Annotated in this window: 22 protein-coding genes, 1 riboswitch and 1 other annotated feature; of the genes, 6 read left to right on the top strand and 16 right to left on the bottom strand. The window is 35.0% G+C overall.

Annotated elements, in window-relative coordinates:
- Nucleotides 1-37: 37 nt before the first annotated feature.
- From ACYFX0_RS24890 to ACYFX0_RS24875, 4 genes are all read right to left on the bottom strand, one after another.
- Nucleotides 38-3253, bottom strand: a complete 3216-nt coding sequence (locus ACYFX0_RS24890) for a putative mucin/carbohydrate-binding domain-containing protein (RefSeq protein WP_460271990.1) — start codon at nucleotides 3251-3253, stop codon at nucleotides 38-40.
- Between the two features lie 559 nt (nucleotides 3254-3812).
- Nucleotides 3813-4736: a thioester domain-containing protein gene (locus tag ACYFX0_RS24885; RefSeq protein WP_001022528.1), complete on the bottom strand. Its 924-nt coding sequence runs from the start codon at nucleotides 4734-4736 to the stop codon at nucleotides 3813-3815.
- Between the two features lie 113 nt (nucleotides 4737-4849).
- Nucleotides 4850-5689 carry an aldo/keto reductase gene (locus ACYFX0_RS24880; protein ID WP_106081650.1) on the bottom strand — a complete coding sequence of 280 codons (840 nt, stop codon included), beginning with the start codon at nucleotides 5687-5689 and terminating at the stop codon, nucleotides 4850-4852.
- A 16-nt stretch (nucleotides 5690-5705) separates the two neighbouring features.
- Nucleotides 5706-6869, bottom strand: a complete 1164-nt coding sequence (locus tag ACYFX0_RS24875) for an MFS transporter (protein ID WP_187299000.1) — start codon at nucleotides 6867-6869, stop codon at nucleotides 5706-5708.
- A 373-nt stretch (nucleotides 6870-7242) separates the two neighbouring features.
- Here ACYFX0_RS24875 and ACYFX0_RS24870 point away from each other — a divergent pair, with 373 nt between their 5' ends.
- From ACYFX0_RS24870 to ACYFX0_RS24860, 3 genes are all read left to right on the top strand, one after another.
- Nucleotides 7243-7587 (top strand): winged helix-turn-helix transcriptional regulator, encoded by a 345-nt coding sequence (locus ACYFX0_RS24870; RefSeq protein ID WP_000760473.1) that lies wholly within the window; start codon nucleotides 7243-7245, stop codon nucleotides 7585-7587.
- A gap of 432 nt (nucleotides 7588-8019) precedes the next feature.
- The gene (locus ACYFX0_RS24865; RefSeq protein ID WP_001115310.1) at nucleotides 8020-8460 is read left to right on the top strand and encodes a DUF1641 domain-containing protein; all 441 of its coding nucleotides are present in this window, start codon (nucleotides 8020-8022) and stop codon (nucleotides 8458-8460) included.
- Nucleotides 8461-8504: 44 nt separating this feature from the next.
- Nucleotides 8505-9683, top strand: coding sequence for an NAD(P)/FAD-dependent oxidoreductase (locus ACYFX0_RS24860; RefSeq protein WP_000043197.1), 1179 nt, complete (start codon nucleotides 8505-8507; stop codon nucleotides 9681-9683).
- A gap of 341 nt (nucleotides 9684-10024) precedes the next feature.
- Here ACYFX0_RS24860 and tyrS read toward each other — a convergent pair whose 3' ends face one another.
- The 5 genes from tyrS to ACYFX0_RS24835 form a co-directional block, all read right to left on the bottom strand.
- Nucleotides 10025-11287 carry a tyrosine--tRNA ligase gene (gene tyrS / locus ACYFX0_RS24855; protein ID WP_106081652.1) on the bottom strand — a complete coding sequence of 421 codons (1263 nt, stop codon included), beginning with the start codon at nucleotides 11285-11287 and terminating at the stop codon, nucleotides 10025-10027.
- A 56-nt stretch (nucleotides 11288-11343) separates the two neighbouring features.
- Nucleotides 11344-11559, bottom strand: a binding site (T-box leader).
- Between the two features lie 97 nt (nucleotides 11560-11656).
- A complete protein-coding gene (gene murB, locus ACYFX0_RS24850) occupies nucleotides 11657-12574 on the bottom strand; it encodes a UDP-N-acetylmuramate dehydrogenase (protein ID WP_001057103.1) in 918 nt (305 codons plus the stop codon).
- Nucleotides 12575-12957: 383 nt separating this feature from the next.
- Nucleotides 12958-13353 (bottom strand): SET domain-containing protein, encoded by a 396-nt coding sequence (locus ACYFX0_RS24845; protein WP_000573651.1) that lies wholly within the window; start codon nucleotides 13351-13353, stop codon nucleotides 12958-12960.
- Nucleotides 13354-13549: 196 nt separating this feature from the next.
- On the bottom strand, nucleotides 13550-15052 hold the full coding sequence (locus ACYFX0_RS24840; protein WP_106081653.1) for a DUF4077 domain-containing protein: 1503 nt from the start codon (nucleotides 15050-15052) through the stop codon (nucleotides 13550-13552).
- 32 nt (nucleotides 15053-15084) lie between these two features.
- Nucleotides 15085-16143 (bottom strand): endonuclease/exonuclease/phosphatase family protein, encoded by a 1059-nt coding sequence (locus ACYFX0_RS24835; RefSeq protein ID WP_000714043.1) that lies wholly within the window; start codon nucleotides 16141-16143, stop codon nucleotides 15085-15087.
- Between the two features lie 231 nt (nucleotides 16144-16374).
- Nucleotides 16375-16434, top strand: a riboswitch (Fluoride riboswitch).
- A gap of 53 nt (nucleotides 16435-16487) precedes the next feature.
- Here ACYFX0_RS24835 and crcB (ACYFX0_RS24830) point away from each other — a divergent pair.
- Complete coding sequence (gene crcB, locus ACYFX0_RS24830) at nucleotides 16488-16892, top strand: fluoride efflux transporter CrcB (RefSeq protein WP_187299001.1); 405 nt, start codon at nucleotides 16488-16490, stop codon at nucleotides 16890-16892.
- Nucleotides 16889-17245, top strand: coding sequence for a fluoride efflux transporter CrcB (gene crcB, locus ACYFX0_RS24825; protein WP_000568584.1), 357 nt, complete (start codon nucleotides 16889-16891; stop codon nucleotides 17243-17245). The genes crcB (ACYFX0_RS24830) and crcB (ACYFX0_RS24825) overlap by 4 nt, the downstream gene beginning before the upstream one ends.
- A gap of 29 nt (nucleotides 17246-17274) precedes the next feature.
- On the opposite strand, the gene ACYFX0_RS24820 is transcribed toward crcB (ACYFX0_RS24825), so the two are convergent.
- The 5 genes from ACYFX0_RS24820 to speG all read right to left on the bottom strand — a co-directional run bounded on the left by ACYFX0_RS24820 (nucleotide 17275) and on the right by speG (nucleotide 21685).
- Nucleotides 17275-17514, bottom strand: coding sequence for a DUF3947 family protein (locus ACYFX0_RS24820; RefSeq protein ID WP_000980956.1), 240 nt, complete (start codon nucleotides 17512-17514; stop codon nucleotides 17275-17277).
- A gap of 79 nt (nucleotides 17515-17593) precedes the next feature.
- Nucleotides 17594-17827 (bottom strand): DUF3955 domain-containing protein, encoded by a 234-nt coding sequence (locus tag ACYFX0_RS24815; protein ID WP_000086300.1) that lies wholly within the window; start codon nucleotides 17825-17827, stop codon nucleotides 17594-17596.
- A gap of 159 nt (nucleotides 17828-17986) precedes the next feature.
- Entirely contained in the window at nucleotides 17987-19180 is a 1194-nt protein-coding gene (locus tag ACYFX0_RS24810; RefSeq protein ID WP_140161834.1) for an MFS transporter, read from the bottom strand.
- 5 nt (nucleotides 19181-19185) lie between these two features.
- Nucleotides 19186-20733, bottom strand: coding sequence for a ribosomal protection-like ABC-F family protein (abc-f, locus tag ACYFX0_RS24805; protein ID WP_460271989.1), 1548 nt, complete (start codon nucleotides 20731-20733; stop codon nucleotides 19186-19188).
- 436 nt (nucleotides 20734-21169) lie between these two features.
- Nucleotides 21170-21685, bottom strand: a complete 516-nt coding sequence (speG, locus tag ACYFX0_RS24800) for a spermidine N1-acetyltransferase (protein ID WP_001071085.1) — start codon at nucleotides 21683-21685, stop codon at nucleotides 21170-21172.
- 285 nt (nucleotides 21686-21970) lie between these two features.
- On the opposite strand from speG, the gene ACYFX0_RS24795 reads away from it, so the two are divergent.
- Nucleotides 21971-22447: a DUF4362 domain-containing protein gene (locus tag ACYFX0_RS24795; protein ID WP_086396204.1), complete on the top strand. Its 477-nt coding sequence runs from the start codon at nucleotides 21971-21973 to the stop codon at nucleotides 22445-22447.
- A gap of 48 nt (nucleotides 22448-22495) precedes the next feature.
- On the opposite strand, the gene psiE is transcribed toward ACYFX0_RS24795, so the two are convergent.
- Together psiE and ACYFX0_RS24785 are read right to left on the bottom strand one after the other, a co-directional pair.
- Nucleotides 22496-22900: a phosphate-starvation-inducible protein PsiE gene (psiE, locus tag ACYFX0_RS24790; RefSeq protein WP_106081656.1), complete on the bottom strand. Its 405-nt coding sequence runs from the start codon at nucleotides 22898-22900 to the stop codon at nucleotides 22496-22498.
- A gap of 49 nt (nucleotides 22901-22949) precedes the next feature.
- Nucleotides 22950-23906, bottom strand: coding sequence for a nuclease-related domain-containing protein (locus ACYFX0_RS24785; protein WP_106081721.1), 957 nt, complete (start codon nucleotides 23904-23906; stop codon nucleotides 22950-22952).
- Between the last annotated feature and the right edge of the window lie 400 nt (nucleotides 23907-24306).

Below are 24306 nucleotides of genomic sequence, written 5' to 3'. Positions count from 1 at the left end.
AGCTCGTAAAACATAATGTTTTACGAGCTTTTTCTTATTATCGTACTTGCTCTAAGTCATTTTGAGTAATCTTAAAGAATATTTCTTCACCCTTCATTGCACCCTCTTTTTTATCTAGCACATTCTTTTTGTACCAATTCAAACGACTCGGTTCCGCATGGTATACTTTCAACACGTCTCCATACTCAAATGCCGTTCCATTTACTTGCTCAGCAAAATTCTTTGAAGTCTCTTGTCCTTCTGCCGTTACATGCTTTTTCTCTTTTCCATTTTTATCATAAATCGTAAGTCCTATATACTGTTCATTTACAAAACGATAATGTATTTCATCATCGGTAAATGTTGCATGTAATTTCTTCGCATCATGATTTACGGTAACGATTGAACGCGTTACATCAGCCACACCTTGGTATACTATACTATCTCCATACGTCACTTCTAATGAAACTTCCGTCACTTTCTTATTACCAAAGCGATCTTTCGTTTCTACTTTTACTTTTTGTTCACCAATCTTTGTCGTATTCGGTTTTTCTACAAATCCAACTACTTCTCCGTCTTTGACTTGCACAAAATCTTTTGCTTCTAATTTTTCAACGTCAGTTCCAATAACTACTTTTTGTGGTACTGCTGTTACTTCTTGCAGAGCTTCTAATCTCTCAAATCCATTTTCAGTAATTTTGAAGAATAATTCTTTTATTTCTTTATTTTTTCCTTCTCCCACATATAAACCTTTTTGATACCAATGTAAGCGTGAAGATTCTGCATGATATACTTTCACCACATCTCCATATTCAAATGCTAATCCATTTACTTCCTTGGCAAAAGCTTCTGTATTCTCCAAGCCTTTTACCTCTATATTTTTCTTCTCTTTTCCCTCTTTATTGTACAAGGTGAATTCAAAATACTTCTCATCTCCAAAGTAATCATGAATCAAATTATCCGTATCTGTCGCACTCATTTTTTTCGTATCATGATGTAACGTTATAATCGATTTCATATCGTCACTACCATAACTTAATCCATATACAAATAGGCTATCTCCATAAGTTACTTCTACTGGCACTTCCGTCACTTTCTTATTTCCGAAACGATCTTTCGTTTCTACTTTTACTTTTTGTTCACCAATCTTTGTCGTATTTGGTTTTTCTACAAAACCAATTACTTCTCCACCTTTTACTTGAACAAAGTTTTTCGCTTCTAATTTTTCAGCGTCTGCCCCGATTAATACTTTTTGCGGTACTGCTTCTACTTCCTGTATACCGTCTATTAGTTCATATCCTTGTGGAGTAATCTTAAAGAACTTTTCTTTTTTATTCTTAGCTCCACCTTGATCTACAAGTTTATTACTTTGATACCAATCGAAACGACTTGGTTCTGCATGATATACTTTCATAATATCGCCATATTGAAGTTCAACACCTTCAAGTTGCAAAGCAACCTTTTTAGAATTTTCTTGCCCTTCTATAGAAATATTTTTCTTTTCATTTCCATCCTTATCATATAAGGTAATCTCTACATACTTTTCATTTTTAAAGCGCTCATGAAACTCATTACCAACGAAAGAAACGTTGATTTTCTTTTCATCATGAAGGAGCGTTATAACAGAATTTACCTCATCACCGTAACCTTTAAATACCATAGTATCTCCATAAAGACTGTTAACTGGAACAGAAATGAAATTTCTCTGTCCTTTCTCATCCTCAATTTCTACTAATACCGCTCTTTTTCCAACCTCTAAATACGGCCACATAATTCTACCTGTTACTTTTACATTTTCACCTAAATTTTGAACAAGACTATTTGCTAGATTTTCATTAAAATTCGCACCAACGATGAGATCTTGTACCACAGTAGACGCTTCACCATAAGGAAGCCCGCCGTATGGTTTCACTTGTTTTTCACGAATAATATTACTATCTGTTGCTTTCCATATTTCTTTTTCTAATTTAGGTAAATTTAAATTTTCGATTTTCCCTCTAACCTCATCATTTGGACCTAATCCCCATTTCTCAAAAAACGGCACTAAGTTTTGTTTAGCCGCTTTCGATGCCATATAAATAAACATTTGCTTTTTATCTTCATCTGAAGCAGGCATTTCAGATTCTGGTAATAAGCGATACATTTGATGTAAATTAGGGTAAAAATGCTCTCCATAAGCTAAATCAAGTTGCCAAAACATTACTAGTTTCTCGAATTCTTCCATCTTTTTTTGAGCATCAGGATTATCTAAGTAAGCAAAAGCTTTTTTATAATGACCATCTTCTTCTAGACTTGATTTATTGCCTAACATTCTTTGAACCGATAATGAATATATATTTACTGTTACTTCTCCTACACCTGACCAAAACCAAGGAGCTTGCTGATGTAAATGCCCTACTTCATGCCACGGTCCCCAGCCATCTCCTTGTAATCTCTTTATATTTAAAACCCTATCCATAGTCTCTGGAACATACCCTGTATGATAATGAGTAGCAAACATCCAATCATCTTTATCTGGTTTTCTCTTTTCAACAAATTGGATATAGTGGTTTGGAGCTTTTGACACCCCTATACCATCTTCAGATAATCCTGCTACAGAATTTTCAAAGCGAATAATCTTATCATGTAGCCTCATTAATTCTACTGGATCCGTCTCTCCCATATAGTTTGCCACTGCTTCAGGACTTGCAGTAATTAAACTTCTCTCACCCTTCAATTCAACTGCATAAGGATTTTTATACTTTTTTAACATTGCATCCCAATCTTTTTTTGTGCGTTTCCCTAATACAAATAATGGAAAATGACTTCCTCCATGCATAACTGAAGCTGTTACTTCGCCATCATTATTCATGTTATAAAAATATAGTATTCCACCTCTTGAAGATGAAATATTATTTTCACCAGGTTTTAACTCAAATTCTTCAAACCCTTTTTCATCATATGACTTCGTTCCTATGAACGCTTTAATAGATTGTGTTCCTTTTATTTCAATTTTAATTTCTTCATTTGGACCAGCATAAATTCCAGTTGGTTCATTTGTTGAAAGTACATAACGTACTTTTAAGCGTTTTTGCTCTTCTTCAACACTACCTTTCCCAGGCAAATGAAACGTTCTCTGCTCCAAACGATTCTCTTTACTCTCTTCCAACTGCCCGCCCTTATTCTCTTCCAAAGGCGCCGCATATCCTTTCGATGCTTCGAAAGCTACTGGTGATAATAATGTAGATATACAAATACCAGCTACTAATACCCTACTCTTTTTCTGCTTTGACATAATCTGTGTCCCCTGTCCTTTTTTTAGACAAACCATCCTATATATTCATTTAATAAGAAATCCTATTATTTTTATAAAAACATTTAATGAATAGACTAACACCTCTCGCACCTATATCAATTACTACCGCATTTCTCTAAATGTATTCGCTTTCTTATATTGTAAATTTTTTTATGTATTACGCCCTCCTCACTTCGCTCTACTTGTGATGAGTTCTCTTCTTACATAAAAGGAAAATAGTAAAAGATATATTTTAGTCTCGTCATCTATACATCTAAAAATAAAACCTTACATTTTCTTCATATATGACCATCTATAGGTAGTTTTTCCAACTGAATTTTACACGCTTTTACCTGTATTTAATAGCCTCCCCCCCAAGAATAATATTACAATTTTGTGAATTTAATCTATTAATCGTAACGTTAGAATTTTGTCATATTTATATTATTTTAAAATATAATTTACTCTGTAAAAACACTATTTTATCTATTTTATTATTTTCTTAATATAACTTTAATCCTCGCATATAAAAAGCATTGGCATAGGCCAATGCTTTTATTTACCTTTTATATTGATTCGGTTTATGCGGTTCATTTGGAGTATATGGCTTATTTGGTTTATTTGGAGCCTCAGCCTTTTTCCAACTTACCGCTAACTCAGGGCTCGTTTTCTCTTCACTACGCTCAAGTAATACTACTGCATTTTGAATAGTCGGTGTACCTTTATGCGCAATCCCTTGTAATTTCGTTAAATTTCCTGATACTTTAAAGCTAAATCCACCAGCTGGTGTTTGTTTCGGAATTAAAATGCGGAACTTCTCTCCTACATTAAATTCTGTTTTTGTTTCGCCTTTTTCATTTGCAAACTTCACGCCCGCTGGTGCACCTGTTGCTTGCACTTTATACGTTCCGCTTTTTGCATTTGTTTCTACTGTATATAAACCTGTTTCAAAGAAATCATTTTTTAATACTGCTTCTTGTTCTTCTGTAGGAGTTACACTCATCGTAATTTCTTGTAACTCTTCACTAGCGTTTGCTTTTGCAACGATGTCTTTCGTTACTTTCTCTACATTTTTATTGCGGAAATCTAAATCATTAACATCAATTTGTTTTAACGCATTCCACACTGCCAGTTGCGTTGCGTAATGCGCCTCTCTCCAATCAGATACCCCTAATTCTTGTGGGCTCTTTTGTGGATATCCATTCAACAGTACACGGTACACGTTAATATCTACTTTACCCATTTCTGGTAAGTCTTGACCGCTCGGAGATTTTAAGTCTACATTTAAGCAAAATGCAATTTTTCCATCTGCCGTTTTAATAAGTTCTGTTCGGATTGGTTTCTTCTTTGACCTACTATAACTCCAATCCATTTCATACTTTGTATGGTCCATAACCTCTGCGAATGCTTTTTGAAGTGGGAATAATACAAATAAGACACTTAAAAACATAGCTAAAAGTTTGAACGATTGCTTTATATTCATATTTACAGCCCCTTAATAACAAACTTAATACTAAGTAGTATTTAATTAGAAAATATTTTTATGCACAAAAAAAGAGTGCATAAAAGCACTCTTTTTTCTTTCTTACTTTAATCTTAGAAATCGAAGTTATCAGGATCTGGACCAACGCGGTGATTTTCGTTTAACGCATCAATTGTTTCCATGTCTTCTTTTGTTAATTCAAAGTTAAATACATCCGCATTTGCAATAATGCGGTGTTCTTTCGTTGATTTTGGAATAGTGATTACTCCATTTTGAAGATCCCAACGTAAAATAACTTGCGCTGTTGTTTTACCGTGTTTCTCAGCAATTTCTTGTAATTTTTCATTATCTAATAATTGACCTTGCATAAGTGGTGACCATGCTTCCATTTGAATATCTTGTTCTTTACAGAAAGCTTGTAATTCTTTTTGTGTTAAACGAGGGTGGTATTCTACTTGGTTAATCATTGGTTTAATTTCTGCATCTTTCATTACATCTTGTAAGTGATGAATTTGGAAATTACTTACCCCAATTGCACGTACGCGTTTTTCTTTATAAAGTGTTTCTAACGCTCTCCACGTATCTTTGTATTTCCCTTCTACAGGCCAATGAACAAGGTATAAATCTAAATAATCCAGCTCTAATTTTTTTAAGCTTTCTTCATATGCAGCAAGTGTCGTTTCATATCCTTGATCCGAATTCCACACTTTTGAAGTAATGAATAAATCTTCACGAGAAATGCCTGCTTCTTTTATACCTGCGCGAATTCCTTCACCTACAGCTTTTTCATTTCCGTAAATTGCAGCTGTATCAATGCTGCGGTATCCTGCTTTAATCGCCGATTTCACTGCTTCTACAAGTTCTGGTCCATCCTCTACTTTAAATACACCTAAACCGAACCAAGGCATTTCTACACCATTATTTAATACTGTTTTACTTTGTAAGTTTTTCATTTTATTTTCTCTCCTTTTATTTTACTTGATCTCTTTTTTCTAATGTCATACTCCACGCAGTTAAAACAACAGCACCTACTACCATAATTCCACCTACCCAAGCCGTATGAATTAATCCTAACGAGTTCGTTACAATACCGCCCAAGTAAGCACCAAGAGCAATTCCTGCGTTAAATGCTGCAATGTTAATCGCTGATGCTACATCAACAGCGCTAGGTACAAACCTCTCAGCCAAGATAACGACATACACTTGTAGCCCTGGGACATTCATAAACGCAAATAGTCCCATAAAAATAATTGTAATGAATCCAGCAACTTTAAATGGCGCTGTAAATGTTAAAACAAATAATACAATCGCTTGAATAAAGAACATGTAAAATAACGCTCGAATCGGATTATAATTTGATAATTTTCCGCCGACCATATTCCCAATCGCAATTGCAATTCCGTATACTAACAAAATAATTGTAACGGTACTTGCTTTAAATCCTGTTACTTCTTGTAATAACGGAGATAAATACGTAAATGTTACGAATGTTCCCCCGTATCCTAATGCAGTAATGATAAATACAAGTAATAGTCTTCCGTTCGTAATCAACTTAAATTGATCGTGAAATGATACAGACGTACCCTTTTTTAAGTTAGAAGGAATTAGCATACTGTTGGCGATTAAAGCAACGACTCCAATTGCCACAATAACCATAAACGATGCTCTCCAGCCAAATTGTTGACCGATAAATGTTCCAATTGGTACACCTGTAATAGTCGCAACAGTTAAACCAGTAAACATAAATGCTATTGCACTTGCACGTTTATTCTCAGGTACAAGCGCAGCCGCAATTGTAGATCCAATTGACATAAAAACCCCATGCGCAAACGCAGATACAACCCTCGCGATAAGTAGCACAGTAAAACTTGTTGCTACTGCCGCAATACCATTGCCAATAATGAAAATAATCATAATCCACATTAACAACGTCTTTCGCGACATACTAGCTGTTAATGACGTCAATACTGGAGCACCAAACGCTACTCCTAATGCATATAAAGAAACGGTTAAACCAGCTGTTGTAACCGAAACATTTAAATCTTTCGAAATAGATGGTAGTAAACCGACACTAATAAACTCGGTCGTACCAATCCCAAATGCACTAATTGCTAGTGCTAATAAAGCAAACATACTTCTTCGATTCGTCTGAACTTCTGAAGATGGTACTGTATATGAACTCAATTGAATTCCTCCTTATTACAAGAAATCCAATCATAATAGTGTGATAAAAAGGCCCTTTTATCTTCTAAAAAATATATTTTATACTTACAAATGCTATTATGAATGGTTTCATTCCTTTTTTGAAGAACGCACTTTAAAGTACGATAGGCACTAAAAAGTAACATAGTCACTTTTTGGTACCGTACTACTTACTTGCTTCTCACATGTGCTATTATGAAACATATTTAACATGATAAAAAGTACGTACTTTAAAGTGCTATAGGTACTAAAAAGTAACATTTGTATTATTAAGCTTACTTTACTCATAAAAGGAGGGTTTCATATGAAGAAATACAATATTCCTGTAGAGGCGACTTTAGAGGTTATCGGTGGAAAATGGAAGGTTGTTATCCTTTGTCATCTAACGAAAGGCACAAAAAGAACGAGTGAACTAAAACGTTTAATGCCTGGTATTACACAAAAAATGTTAACTCAGCAATTACGCGAATTAGAGGACGACGGGGTCATTCAAAGAAAAGTCTACAACCAAGTCCCGCCAAAAGTAGAATACTCCCTTACTGATTACGGTTGGTCTTTAGAATCAATTCTTGACTCTCTTTGTACTTGGGGCGAATGTCATCTTGAAAAAGAAGGTAATACATCGATGCTAATTGCAGAAGGTGAATAATAGGAAAAAGGAAAAAACGAACATGAATTTGTTCGTTTTTTCCTTTTTTTCTATATATATATGTACATTTCTAACTAAAACAAAATATTTTATACGCTTTCATACCTTGTCAGCACTAGGTTATACACTCAATATCAAATAATTAGGAATCATTTTTATGTTAACATAGGTGCATATAGTATATAATATAGGATATATATTATATACACTTTCCGGTAGCGGAGCTTTTCCATTATGCGGACAAGCCATGTATCGGACAGTTCATAAACAATAGGTAAGAAAATGTGGTTTTAGATCTATGTCAGCTTGTTTGCTGCCATATATTTAAAGGCATTTTATTGTGTTTTGTGAAACTTTGCATAAAGTTTCGTAAACGTTTACTATCTTACTTATAAAAAATAAGAGTATTGCTATCGTAAAGGAGAATTGGAGATGCCAGAAACTATGACTCAAACAAAGCCAGAACAAGAAACTGTACAAATTTCTGCTAGCCAAGGACAACTTGATGTACTTGATCAGTTGTTAAAACCTGAGGTACAAGAATCATTAACAACACTAGTAGAACAGCTTCCAAAATTAACTGAGCTTGTTAACATTTTAACTAAGTCTTATGACTTCGCTCAAACTGTTGCTACTGATGAAGTATTAAAAAGCGACACTGTTGGTGCAATTACAGAGCTTGTAGAACCTGTAAAAGATACAGTGAAAAGCATGGCTGCAACTGCAATCGAAGCGAAAGATCGTGCTGACGAAAGTACTGAAGTTATCGGCCTATTCGGTCTATTAAAATTACTAAAAGATCCACAAGCACAAAAAATGTTCCGCTTTGTGAACGCATATCTTCAAATTAGTGCAGAACGTAACAATAAATAATTTAACTTATAACAACAATTAGTAAAGACGGGGGATATCATACTATGTCAAAACAAATTGTCATCTTAGGCGCTGGTTATGGCGGTCTTCTTGCCGCTTTAAACGTACGTAAATATTACAGCAAATCAGAAGCACAAGTTACAGTGATTAACCAATACCCAACACACCAAATCATCACTGAACTACACCGCCTTGCAGCTGGTAACGTTGCTGAGCAAGCAATTGCAATGCCACTTACAAAGCTTTTCAAAGGCAAAGATATCGATCTTAAAATCGCAACAGTTGAGTCATTCTCTGTTGATAGCAAAGAAATCAAACTAGCTGGCGGCACTACTTTATCTTACGATGCACTTGTAGTTGCTTTAGGAAGTAAAACTGCTTACTTCGGTATTCCAGGACTAGAAGAAAACAGCATGGTATTAAAATCTGCTGCTGATGCAAACAAAATCTACAAACACGTTGAAGACCGTATTCGTGAATACGCGAAAACGAAAAACGAAGCTGATGCTACAATCGTAATCGGTGGTGGCGGATTAACTGGCGTTGAGCTAGTTGGTGAGCTTGCTGACATTATGCCTAAACTTGCAAAAAGCCACGGCGTAAATCCAAAAGAAGTTAAACTTCTTCTTGTTGAAGCAGGTCCAAAAATCCTTCCAGTATTACCAGACCACTTAATCGAACGTGCAACTACTAGCCTAGAAGCACGCGGTGTTACATTCTTAACAGGTCTTCCTGTAACAAACGTTGCTGGCAATGAGATCGACTTAAAAGACGGTCAAAAACTTGTTGCTAACACATTCGTTTGGACAGGTGGCGTACAAGGTAACCCATTAATCGGTGAATCAGGTCTTGAAGTTAACCGTGGTCGTGCAACAGTTGATGCATACCTACAATCTACTTCTCACAAAGACGTATTCGTTGCTGGAGACAGCGCTGTTGTCTTCTCTCCAGACGGTCGTCCATACCCACCAACTGCACAAATCGCTTGGCAAATGGGTGAGTTAATTGGATACAACTTATACGCAGCACTAGAAGGCAAAGCATTCGAAGAGTTCGCACCTGTAAACTCTGGAACACTTGCTAGTCTAGGACGTAAAGATGCGGTTGCTACAATTGGAGCAAGCAATACTCCACTTAAAGGCTTACCAGCATCATTAATGAAAGAAGCAAGTAACGTTCGTTACTTATCACACATTAAAGGTCTATTCAGCTTAGCTTACTAAGCTGAATATAAGCCCGAATCATGCCCTGCATGGTTCGGGCTATTTTTATCCCGCATTAACGGGCAGTAAAACCTCCACCTTAAAATCCAGTGAATGCAGGGATGAAGTCGGAAGATTAACTGCCCGTAAAAGCCCGATTGGTTCAACTAATAATCAGTGGGGAGGAACACCCCCCCACTGATTAAAGTTTCACTTTATCCGTAATTTTCTCTAACTTATATATTCGGCAGAAGAATAATATAATCCTTTTAATTATCTAAATTTACTGATTATTTTATGTCTAAATTGTGTATATGAAAGGGGTGGAAGTATTCTTCCTACTCCCACCCCTTTCACACAAACTATTCTCCTAATTTCACAAGGCTGTAGTTCTTCTTCCCTTTACGAATAATAATAAATCTTCCATCAAATGAATTTTCTACAGTAACATCCGTACCCACATCTGTTACTTTCTCACCATTCATAGAAATCGCACCATTATTAATGTCCTCGCGTGCTTGTCGTCTGGATGGTTCAATTCCTAAATCAACTAGCCACTCTACAATATTTTTTGTCTCTTTTGAAGAATGGAATGTTGGCATTTCTTTAAAACCTTGTTCAATTTCATCAGCTGTTAACGATTTAATATCTCCGCTAAATAACGCTGCTGTAATTTTCTCAGCTTGTAATAACGCCTCTTCTCCATGAACGAATTTCGTCATTTCTTCCGCTAGCACTTTTTGCGCTTCACGTTTATGAGGCTCGGCTTCTACCTTCGCTGCTAATTCATCAATACGCTCTTTCTTTAAGAACGTAAAGTATTTCAAGTATTTAATTACGTCACGGTCATCTGTATTTACCCAGAACTGGTAAAATTCAAACGGTGTCGTTTTTTCAGGATCAAGCCAAACTGCACCACCTGCTGATTTACCAAACTTCGTACCGTCCGATTTTAATAATAACGGAATCGTTAATCCGAATACTTTAGCCTCATGACCTTCTAACTTACGAATTAAATCTAAACCACTCGTAATATTTCCCCATTGGTCACTACCACCAATTTGAAGTTGAACATCCTCTTTCGTGTATAAATGGTGAAAATCCATCGCTTGCAAAATTTGATATGTGAATTCTGTGAAAGAAATACCTGTATCTAAGCGGCTTGCTACAATATCCTTCGCTAACATGCTATTGATGCTAAAGTTTTTCCCGTAATCACGTAAAAACTCAATAATATTTATTTCATGTGTCCAATCATAGTTATTTACCATCTTCACTTCGCTATTTCCACCAAAATCAAATAGCTTTTTCATTTGTGCTGTTAACGCATCTACATTATGCTGAACCACTTCTAACGTTTGAAGTTGACGCTCTGATTGTCGTCCACTCGGATCACCAATTGTTCCTGTTGCCCCGCCAATTAAAATAACAGGATGATGGCCAGCTAATTGGAATCTCTTCATCATCATAAACGGAATCAAATGTCCGATATGCATACTATCACCAGTTGGATCAACTCCGCAGTATAGTGAAATCTTTTTCTCTTCTACTAGCTTACGTAAGCCTTCTTCGTCAGTCTGCTGATTAACGGCGCCGCGCCATTCTAATTCATCAATAATATTCATCTTTTGTCATCCCCTTTATTTTTTAAAAACAAAAAAGCCCCTATGTCTACGATAGACATAGGGACGATTATTCACCGTGTTACCACCCAGTTTGCATAAATAGCATAGCTACTCATACCACTCTTAGCAATAATATCGATTGCTAGTCCGCTTAGCATTACCTAAGATACTCCAGAGTGTAATTCGCAAGTTTGTTTGTGCTAGGTTCCAGCAACCCCTAGCTCTCTCGTTAACAGTGACAAACTGCTACTGGGCTCTTTCAACGTATGTTATTTGTTAAATTATTAGCCATTATATTGAATTGAAAACAAATTGTCAACAATACCCAAATATTATTTTAAAATAATTCATATCTTCATACGTATTTCGTTATTCCTTATCTTCTCCAATAATCCTTACTTCTCGCTCTAACTTCACGCCAAATTTCTCTTCAACTGTCTTTTGTACGAAGTGAATTAAATCGATGTAATCTTGTGCTGTTCCGTTATCAACATTCACCATAAATCCAGCATGTTTTAAAGAAACTTCTACTCCACCAATTCGCTTACCTTGTAGTCCTGAGTCTTGAATCAACTTACCAGCAAAGTTATTTGGTGGGCGCTTAAATACGCTACCACAAGAAGGGTATTCTAGAGGCTGTTTTGACTCACGCTTAAACGTTAAATCATCCATTTTTGCTTTAATTTCTTCACGTACACCTTCTTCAAGTTCAAATCTCGCTTCAAGAATAATGTAATGGTTGTTCGCAAATACACTCTTACGATATCCAAATTCAAATGCTTCTTTCGTCAAAGTACGTAGCTCTCCATCACCTGTCATTACGACAGCTTCTGTTAATACAAACGAAATTTCACCGCCGTATGCACCAGCATTCATATATAATGCTCCGCCAACTGAACCTGGAATACCACAAGCAAACTCAAGACCCGTTAAATTATGATCTAATGCAATGCGTGATACATCAATAATTGCTGCGCCACACTGTGCTACAATCGTCGTTCCTGTTACAGTAACACCTGTAATATGAATTAAACTTACTGTAATCCCGCGAATTCCACCATCTTTAATAATGACATTCGATCCATTTCCTAAAAACGTAACTGGAATATTATATTCGTTCGCATATTTGATAACTTCTTGAATTTCATCATAATTTGTAGGCGCAACGAAAACATCTGCTTTTCCGCCAACTTTAATATGCGTATGATTCTTTAACATTTCATCTTGTTTAACATGTCCTTCAGGCAATACCGTACTTAAATATTTATAAACCTCTTGCATATTCATTTTACGATTCCTCTATTTCTATATTCATTTTATCCCGTTATACGGGCCCATAATATCCCCACGTACATGAAAGAACCTAAAGTGGTGGATACAGTGTACCCAAAATCAATTCGAGACACCTATAAACCTCTTAATTTATAAGAGGTGCCACTCATATTAAAATATATATTGCATAATAAAGCAACCCAAATGGACTACTAAACTTGACATGTCATCAGAAAGACAACAATTTGTAAAATATGTGACTTTTTCAAAACACTATCCCTCAGTATCTTACTATACCATACAAAAAGAAAGTGGTATTTTTTTGTACTTTTTACTTTATTTACATCAATGAAAAAAGAGCACATTCCACAGAATGTGCTCTTTCTATACTCATTAAATTATTTTTCGTTCTCTTCTTTTTCCTTATCAAACCATAATAGCTCATCGTCATCCACTTCACCATTATAATTGATTAAAATTTCTTCTCCCGCTTTTATATCCTTATACGCGAAGAAGTTAAAAGTATGATTCTCGAAGACAATTTCATACGTTGCATTCGGATTATATGCATGATTAAATAACATGCCGTATCCTAACAGGAATGCCGTATGATTTACCCCATACTCAAATGCGTAGTCAGCAAGTAACGTTTTTTCAATGTGTTCATGCTGTTCATTCGGATAAGAGATAACTGGTGCTGAGTGAATCAACTCACCCTTTTTAATATCACGAGTTGCAAATACACCTCTATTAAATTCTCCATCACTAAGTTCAGAAGTCTTAACTTCAATCATATTCGTCACCTATATAATTCTTTCTTTGAAGTATTTTATCCCGCTATTTGCGAGGTTCAACTAATAATCAGTAGGTATTAGTCTCACTTTATCTCCTTAAGCTTGGCAGAAAACACGCAGAAAAGCAATTAAATTACTATCAAGTATTCATTTAAATGAAAAAAGAGCACACATGGTGTGCCCTTTTCAAGAAATATTACTTTTCTAGAATATCTTCTAGTAACTTCACTTGCTCGCTAACAGTATGTAACGTCTTCACCGATATATCATTTCGATGTTTTTCTTCTTCCACACTCGCTAGCACTTCTTCTGTAGCTGTAGAAGTTTGCTGAATTACGTTAGAAGCATGCGTAACATCCTTTACAATATTCGTCGTTTTAACTTGGAAACTTTCTTGATGAATAACAACCTCTCGCATTACTTTATTAATCGCATCAATAAACTTCCCTAAATCAGTTACGTTTGTTAAAACGCTTGCTAACATTTCGTTACACTCTTCTTGTACTCTTTCTGACTTCTCTACCTGCACTTCTACCTTACTTGCTTGATTACTAAACTCCTTCAAAATCCCCTGAATTCTTCCCGCAGAACGATTTGATTCTTCAGCAAGCTTTAACACTTCACTCGCTACAATAGCAAAACCTTTTCCATGCTCACCTGCCCTCGCAGCTTCAATATTTGCATTTAAAGCTAGCAAACTCGTCTGACTTGAAATATTCGTTATTACATCTACAATTTCATTAATTTGTTTCGATTGCATCATTAAATCTCTAAATATAATTCCAGACTGTGAAACAACATCATTTAAACTTCTCATGTTAGCTTCAAAATTTCTTAAAGTATGTACACTACCTTTTGAAATGTCTAAACTTTCATCCACACGAGCCGATGCAGTTCTTACTTGAGAGATGATTTGTTCAATATTTCCCTCCATATCATTCAATACCTCTACCGAACGATACATCATCTCTGATTGTGATTGCGTACCAACTGCTACCTCTTCAAAGGCAAAATTAATTTCACTCATCGATTCCATCGACGTGTTCATATTTTGCCTTAAATGATTGAAATTACTATCTAGTTTCACAACTGTTTCTTCAATAAGCCTTTGCGTCTCTTCTAGCTCCTGAGCTTTTCTCATTACTTCTTGCTTCTCATCACTTAAACGAAGGAGCAGATTAGAACCGATTTTCGTGACGCCCCACATAGCAATTGTTACAATCGCTAACAAACTTGCAAAATTAGCAGCTTCAGACGAGGCTGTATAAGCAAAAAATTGCTTCGGCCAATAGCTACAAAGAATAAATGTGATCACAACAGCTACCCCGCCAAGAATTAAAATGAGGCGCTCACTTAAGTAAATAAGTGAAACAGCTAATGTAAAATAAACCATTTGAAATACAGCCGGGCTTTCATTAAAAGCTTGTACCATGATGTAAGACATGGTAAGCAACATAAATGTCATGATATATTTATACGCTGATTCCATATTTTTTATAAAAGTAAAAAGCGTTCCAAATGCAACGACAGAAATACCACAAATCCAAAACGCTATTGCTCTCTCTGTAAAAATATATCCATAATACCCAATCGCGATTATCCCAAGGCAGAAACTACAAATCGTTATAAACAGTAATAAATGATTTTTCTGTGATTCTTTCTCAAGGTTAGAAAAACAAGTCCTCTTTAACCACTCCATATGAAGCCCCACCTTCTACTTATACATATCAATTACTTCAGTTTAAATACCGCACTCACTGGGTTATGATCGCTATTTTCAAACTTTAAATCTTTCCCTTGTACATTTACAATCTCTACATTCGGTGAAACGATAAAGCCATCAATAATAGTGACGAAATTTTCACCTTCGACATATTTCTTTACATCATCTCTCACAGTCATAACAGACGGATCTACAGCCCACTTAAAGCCACCGTCCGTAAAATCCTTCGGTAACTCTACTAACCACTCAGGACGCTCTTTCACAAACTTCGGATCACTTAATTGAGCGTTCGAAACTAATTGATTCCAATCTCCGCCCATTATTACGTAATCACCATTTTCATAATGCTTGTTCATATATTCTTTTAAATACTCTACTTGCTGTTTTCTAATTTTCCCGCCTTCATCATAAGCAGACAAATGTAGATTTACGAGTCTAACATGTTTCCCATTATTAACAGGAATTTTATATTCCACAATTGCTCGATCTAAATCAAACAAACGCTTTGGCCAAGGCTCCATTCCAGGCAGCTGGAACCTCTTCGCTTCTTGAACAGTGTATTTAGAAAACGTACTTAATCCAGCCTCCGCATATCCCATTGGATTTGTTATTGGCACTGGAACCCATTTCGTATCGTAGTTCTTGCCAAATGACGAAACATAATCAGGTAATCCTTTTTTCAAAAATTCATGTCCATTTACATCAAATGAACGAAGTGACTTTATATCAACTTCTTGTAATAGCGCAAAATCACTATTCTCATTTTGTAAAAACGAAAGCATATTCTTTAAATTAATTTCCGTTTGCTCTTTACTACTTGAACCAGATCCCTTTCCACCATCCATAAAGAAATCTTGATCCTTATCTAACCCAGCATATCCAATATTAAATGTTGTAACTTTAAATTCATTTCCAGTCGCTAATACGCGCTCCTTATTATTCTCCACCTTCAAGCTTATAACATCAGCAGGCTGTTCTTTAGTAAGTGTCATATACGCTAGAAATCCTCCTACAATGCCCGCTAATACTAAAACACATATAAATACGATTTTTAAAAATTTCTTCAAATAAATGACTCCTTTTCACGCGAATTTATTTTTCTTTATTTTCAGTCAAATAAAATAAAACGACACACATAAGAAACATTTTATCATAATTAAAACTGTATATCACTATATTTAGTTGATAAGTAATCGATCTCATTTTAATTACTAAAAAACCTTCAGACATCAAAAAAAGAAAAGTTACACCCACCTCCTCACTAGAAATTAGACGGTATATTTAGTACACTATATGTAATAATCAGAGGCGATGGAGTTCGCCATAACTGCTGCTTAGCTAATGACTCCTACCAGTATAACTACTGGTAGGAGTCATTTTTTTGAGCAAGCTATTTAAAGAGGTGAAGAAATTGATTTATATTATCGTTGGCATAGCCGGTATATTAGGAGCCCTTTCTCGCTATTATTTAGGTCTTACTATTCATACTTCATGGAATCATTCATTTCCGCTAGCTACATTGCTCATCAACTTACTCGGCTGCTTCCTATTAGCGTGGCTAACTACCTATATCGCTCGGCGAAACATCTTACCATTAGAAATTATCACAGGCATTGGGACTGGATTCATCGGTTCCTTTACGACGTTTTCAACATTTAGTGTAGAAACTGTGCAACTAATCAATCATTCTGAATGGGATACGGTTTTCTTATATGCATCATGCAGCATACTTGGTGGTCTCATTATGTCTGGTCTTGGCTATACACTAGGTGATTTCTTAATTAAGAAACATCTTACGGAAGGTGATCACTTATGATAGAAGCTTTATTAGTGGCAACAGGTGGATTTTTCGGCGCGATTACACGATTTGCAATTAGCAATTGGTTTAAGAAAAGAAATAAAACACAATTTCCAATTGCTACATTCCTTATTAATATAACAGGGGCATTTTTACTTGGATATATAATTGGCAACGGAGTCACTACAGGCTGGCAACTATTATTAGGTACTGGATTTATGGGCGCATTCACTACATTTTCTACGCTTAAATTAGAATCTGTTCAGCTTCTCAATCGTAAAAAACTGTACATCTTCCTTTTATATTTAAGTGCTACTTACATAATTGGTATCGCCTTTGCCTTCCTTGGAATGAAGCTAGGCGGAATATAAAAAAAGCGACTCTAACCAGTCGCTTTCTTTCATAAGAAGTATGTCCCGCCATATGGAATGGAAAATAAACCAGCTGGATGTACATCGTAATGTACAATTTGCATCGGAAGTTGTGAATACGGCATATACTGACTTTGCATCATTTGTGCAAAATATGCTTGTTGTTGCATTTGAATAGCCTGATTCACAGCATGAATTGTCCCTTGTGCCCCAGCCAGCGTAATAGCTGCTCCTACTTGTCTACCATTATAAAAATAATGATTCATCATGATTCATCTCACTTATTCTTTTTCTTCCATATGGTATGTTTCTATTTCATAGTGAGTGTTTTGTCCCTATTGGTAGCTCCTATCTATTGCCCTTTTTCAGCTTTGAAGTAATAAATCCAAATAGTAATACACCAATACCACTAAGGAACAATACATAACTTATCGGTACTAGGAAAAAGAAAGGTTCTTCAAGGAATCCATCCGCTCCTATTTTACTGTTTGAAGCATGTATAGTTAAAGAAATAATCGCTAAAATCATTAAAGAAATAGCTACTACGTATTTATTTTTCATTTCACATTCTCCTCTACTCATGTAATTCTCCTTAGATCGTTAACATCATATTATCTAAAACAACATTAACAGTCAATAATTATTTATCGTTTAACAATAAATAATTATTAACTAAACTAATAACAAAAAGGTTTACGAAGCATCTTAAATCACTTCGCAAACCTTCTAAATCATAAATATTTACACTTCAAACCTCTTGCTTAATACAACATACATTGCGCAAAATAGCACGAATATCCCAGCATAAATTAATAAAATCTCTACACTAAACATATCCGACAATGGACCAAATATTATTATTCCTAAAGGAAGCGCGCATGAATTCGCAATTTGTACAAGGCTAAACATCCGCCCGTGCATCGATGGTTCTACTTTCTCCTGCAATAACACAGTAACTGATGTATTGAAGCACGGCATTGTTATACCAATTAAAAAATTAAATACTAAATACATAGTAAATATCGGTGCTATTCCGAGTCCAATCATAAGCAGTCCATATAATGCACAAGCTAGCGCTGTTGTATGCATACGATTACGAAAACCACCCCACGCCGCAATCAATACGCCACCAGCTGCCGCACCCGCACTAAAGGTCATCTCACTCGCAGTAAGTCTCCACATTTCGGCCCCGAAAGAACGAGTTACCATTAAAGGCGTTAAAAAAGCAGCTGGACTTATTAAAATCATGACGATAATCAATAAAAGGATTAGCCTTTTAATAAATACATTTTCTTTTAAATAAGAGAACCCTTCTTTAATTCCTTGTAGATTAGATTTTTGCTTACTCTCTACATTCACATGTCCTTCGACCTGAATAACAAACATAATACTAATTCCAAACATGGCTGTAATAACATCAATAAAAAATGTTGTTTCAATGCTGGCAATAGAAAGAATCGCCGCACTTGCTGCTGGAGAAAGAAACATAATTAAAGATGTAATACTGCTATTTATTCCATTTACTTTCATCAGATACTCTTTCGGAACGATTTGCGGAATTAACGCATTCACAGCTGGCGTTTGTACTCCTGTTCCAGCTGAACGAATGAGTAACACAATAAAAAGTAACCAAATACTTTTATATCCTGTTAAAAATAAAATTGCTAAAACTAACGTCGCAATCGCTATAATCCCGTCCGATAACATAATCATCTTTTTACGGTCATAACGATCAACCCAAACACCTGCAAACAAAGATATCGCAATTTGTGGTAGAAAACCGCAAACAGTTGAAATAGTCAACATCACTCCTGATGATGTTGTAAGGGTGATATACCATATAATCGCGTATTGCACGAGAGAGGAACCGAACAACGAAATAGTTTGAGCGGTCAAAAATAATATAATTTTCGTTTTCCAATTGTTTTCACTCATATGTTTCACACCCCCTTAACTAATCCTGTCTCTATATCAAAGATGCTATCTGCCCAATCAAGATAAAAACTTGCTTCGTGAGATACGAGTATAATGCTGCCCTTAAACTGAATTAGCGCCTTTTGCAAAGCTTCCTTCGCTTCTGCATCTAAATGATTTGTCGGCTCATCTAAAATTAAGAAGTTACAAGGTGATAGTAATAATCCGCACAGTTTCACCTTCGATTGTTCACCACCACTTAACGTACGAATTTCTTGCGAAACGTGCGTATCCTTCACACCACACGCAGCTAAATGATGGCGTATTTCCTTCATATTCAGTTTAGGAAACTGTTCTGAAATAATTTGAAGCGGCGTTAAAGAATCATTGCTCCAATTTAAATCTTGCTCATAATATCCAATGTTTATTTGCTCTGAAAAGTGAAACTCTCCAGAAATGCTAGCAATATTTCCAACGACTGTTTTTAATAAAGTAGATTTCCCTACTCCATTGAACCCTGTAATAACAAGTTTTTGCCCACCTATCACTGAAAAATTCAATTTTGGTAAGAGAGCGAAATCGTAACCAACTTCAAGGTTATTTACTTCAAGAACTGTCTGAACTGAAATGGGAAGTTCCTGAAAATGAATAGACGGTTTATGAGTAAAACTTGGTGGCGCAATTCTTTCCATACGCTCCAATTGTTTTCTACGACCTTGCGCTATTTTTGAATTCACCCCAGCAATATTTCTACGAATATACTCTTCCGTTTTTTCAATTTTCTTTCGCTGTGCATAATATTGGCGAATATAATCTTTTCGCAAATGCTCCTTTTGTCTTACAAAATCTGAGTATTTTCCGTAATACTTCTTAACCGTTCCGAACTCTACATCACATATGCAAGAAGTTACCTTTTCCAGAAAATCAAAATCATGTGATACGACAATAAACGCTCCTTCAAAATTCATTAAATAATTAGCAAGCCACTCCACATGCTCCTTATCGAGAAAATTCGTCGGTTCATCTAGTAATAAAATAGTAGGCTCTTCTAATAAAAGCTTTGCTAAAATTACCTTTGCACGCTGCCCTCCGCTTAATTCACCAATAACACGATCCATCCCAATCGCATCAATACCTAAACCGGCTGCCACCTTATTTATTACGCTGTCTACTGAATAAAAATCACGAGCCTCAAGCTTCTCTTGCATTTCAGCTGCTTTTAGTAGTTGATTCTCATCTCCAGTCATCGCACTTTCTTCATATAACTTGTTCATTCTCTTTTCCATTTCATACAAATCATAAAAGGCTCTCTTTACATATTGTGAAATGGTATAACCCTCATCAATTTCTGCGTATTGATCAAGATGTCCAATTTGAATATTGGGTTGCCACTTTATGTCTCCCTTATCAGAAATAATTTCTCCCACCAATATTTTCATTAATGTGCTTTTCCCTGCACCATTCTGTCCAACAATTCCCATATGCTCGCCTTTATGCAAATCAAAAGAAGCATTTTCGTATAATACTTTATCAATAAAACTATGTGATAAACTTTCAACTTTAAGTAAACTCATTTTTATTCCTCTTTTCCTGAAATTAAAAAAAGCAGAGAGATAGCGTCATTCGACACTAGCCCTCTGCTTCGTGGTTTTTCCTATACTACTCCAATTTACAGTAAATACTCATCGGAATAATATACACAAAGGGCCATAGACAAAGCATTGTCTATGGCCCCTTAATCTATTTTATACATCAACTGAAAAACCATAACCAAATAAGCATAGATAAACTATACTTTTTTAGAAAAGTTATTCAGTCGATGAATATAGGGATTTATGCCCCTTGATTAAGCTCCGTACAACGCTTCACCGTATACATTTGTGCGGAGCAAAGTTTTCTAATGAGTTTTACAAATTTTATATAAAGCATGTTCTGCACCTTCCTTAATACTTAAAAGGGATTTTAGCATACAGTTTTACGAAGCGTCAACATTACCTCCAAATCATTCAACTACTTATTTTTAAAATATTCCTTCTGAAACATACACATTCTTATCGCATTATGATAGTTACCATCAACGAAAAACTCGTCTAAAAGCTCGCCTTCCACTATAAATCCAACCTTTTTATACACATGGACTGCTTTCTCATTTTCTTTATCCACAACTAAATAAATCTTATGCATATTTAATACAGAAAAAGCGTAATCCATCGCTAAACGCGTCGCCTCTGCTGCATAACCATATCCTTGATAATTTGGATCAATAATAATTTGGAATTCTGTTCTACGATGAATATAATCGATTTCTACTAACTCAACTAATCCAACCATCTCATTGTCTTTCTCAACGATAAATCGGCGTTCGCTTTGATCATGTATATGTTTATCGTATAAGTCTTGCAGCTCCACAAATGCCTCATACGGCTCTTCAAACCAATACGACATAATATGGGCATTATTATTCAGTTCGTGTACAAACTTTAAATCTTCTCGTTCTAATGGACGTAACTTCAATTCCTGATTCATTCCTATAACCTCCAAGTAAAAGAAACCTCTTCACTTAATTTCTCAATTTTTTTCGATTTCAAACGCCCTAATTTCATTGTAAACTTTCAAGCAACTTGAAGGTCAAGATGTAAAAACTAATGTAAAAATATTATGCCGAAATTTATAACTAATTAATAAAGAATGTAGGTATTTACAGTAACTTAACGAAAAAAGAACAGTCTTTTTGCTTTCCAAAAAGCTCATTAAGATAAAATAAAATTATAAATATATCATCGTTAAAAATTAAGAAAAGGAGCTGAATCTATGAGAATACACTATAGAAAATATGCGTTATCTGTAATTTCATTAGCCTTATTTACTCTTATTGGTTGTACTAATAATGAGCAAAAAAACGATAAAAACGAGACATATACTTTTGAGGCTTCCAAAAAACGTGGTGATATTATTGAGAAAAACGATGAAGTTTATAACATAGAGAAATTAGATACTTTCGTAAAAAACTATAATTCAAATAAAGACGATTCAGTTAGAATTACTAAATTTAATAACAAGAACGAGCCTATTATTATTGATTTAACTGTAAAAAAAGAAAAGGAATCTACCTCCGTCTATTATGATGTCGACTACACAAAAACAAATGAGAAACATAATGAAAACCAAGAGATACAATATTCGAATACTACATGTCAAAAGATAAAGAAAGATATTGAAGACAACAAAGTAACTTATAAATTAGAATGTCCTGACACTATTCATTTGATTACAGCCCCAAAATCATAGGGTGGAAAATTCCACATAAAAAAGTAGTGCAAACTTACGTCTGCACTACTACTCTTTTCTCAAATCTCTCATATTCGATATGTATAAAGTAATAACTAAAACAAGAATTGCTCCTGCGTATAATAACGTCTCCATCGGTTCCTCATGAGACACAATAATCAACCGAATTAAAGCCGTAATTCCGATATAAATAAAATAACGTAACGGAAAATGATAATTCGATTTAAAATACTTAATAATTAATGCAATGAACTCGAAGTATAAGAAATAGACGATGATACTTTCAACCAATTTATAAGACGTATACTCTTTTGACGAAAAAATATACTGCACAAACGTGATCGTCTCATTCACTAAGAAAATCGATAACACAATGGATAATATAATTAAAGCTATATTTAATATCCATTGCAAAATACTAGCTATAACATGATCGATATTAAACGACTTCATTTTATCTTTAAACTCCCCTTCGTATAAGTACTTATTTATTATAGCAAAATTACGATTGGAAAGAAGTTAAATCATATATTCGTCCTTTGTTGTTGCCAGTATAGGCCAGATTTAGTGTGTGGAGAATTCTGTTTACAACCATACCTGACGAAACATGGAGAAACTCTTTCAAATTACCGTTCGTACATGTCGTACTAATGAGCAATGCATAATCTCGTATAGCACCCTCATGCGCCACTTTTAGAAAATCTTTACAACTTGTACAACGCCAACCCTTCTTAACTTTAACCATTGGAATAACTAAGCATTTCTCACATTGTACTCCATTTAGCAACTCCTCTTTTTCTATTTTATATTGCTCAAGTATATTTTGTTGAAGTGGAGAATGCTCCGCTATTATTTGATGAATGAGCCTATCTACATTATCTATAACTTTTCTCTTATATTTACTTTTAAACCACTTTATTTTATGAGGTAGATTTGCACTATGAATAATTGTATGAAGAAGATTGTCATCTGAAGATTTTATAATGGTACGAGGCGAGCTAATAACAACGAGGGACTCGATTGGAAGACTAGAAGAAACTCCATGTAAGCTTAACCATTTTTTAAGTTGTATTTCCTGCCTTTTTATTTGTAAAACAGGGTCTGGAAATCCCTCTGAATTTCCTTCTGTTATTCGGATAAGTTGATTAAACTTTGTATCAAATATTAATGTACCTGCTATATTTTTTATCTCAAGAAACAGAAGAAACTTTGTGGAAATGATAATAGTATCAATTTGAAAGTATTGATCATGATTAGATAAGCGAACATCATGTAAAACACTGTACTCTTTCTCAGAAATAAAACTAAGTGGATAATCAATCGCTTGCTCCCCTTTATACCCCGCCATGTGTTTTGCCAAGTTTTCTCCAATTATATTTCGTTTCGGATGATATACAGGTAACCTTCTAAGAAGCGCTTCTAACTGTCTTATATAAATCGGTATTTTTCTTTCTTTCACAATCACCTCAAACACCCCTTTACAAATATATCAACGATTTTTTCAATATATCTATCACAACTAGCAATATATCAACGATTTTTCCAATATATCTATCATAACTCACAATATATCAACGATTTTTCTAATATATCGATCGGTCGACAATATCCGACACTACCTCACTTCAATCACTCACAGCATATCCTAGAAAAACATCTTCAGCAAAAACTTAAAATCGCATTTCCTCATAAAAAAACCATAACCCGATCCTCCAGCAATGAAGTGAACCCAAATAGTGGTACATGAAAAAAACACCTCCTGAATTCGCATACTAAGTATGCAAATTCATTGGAGGTGTTTTTCGTTTGAAGACAAGAGTTCATTACCCAGAAGAAGTAAAGTGGAAAGTGATTGAAAT

It is taken from the genome of Bacillus sp. NEAU-Y102, from assembly GCF_054788175.1.
This window is presented reverse-complemented; position numbering and strand designations above follow the sequence as displayed.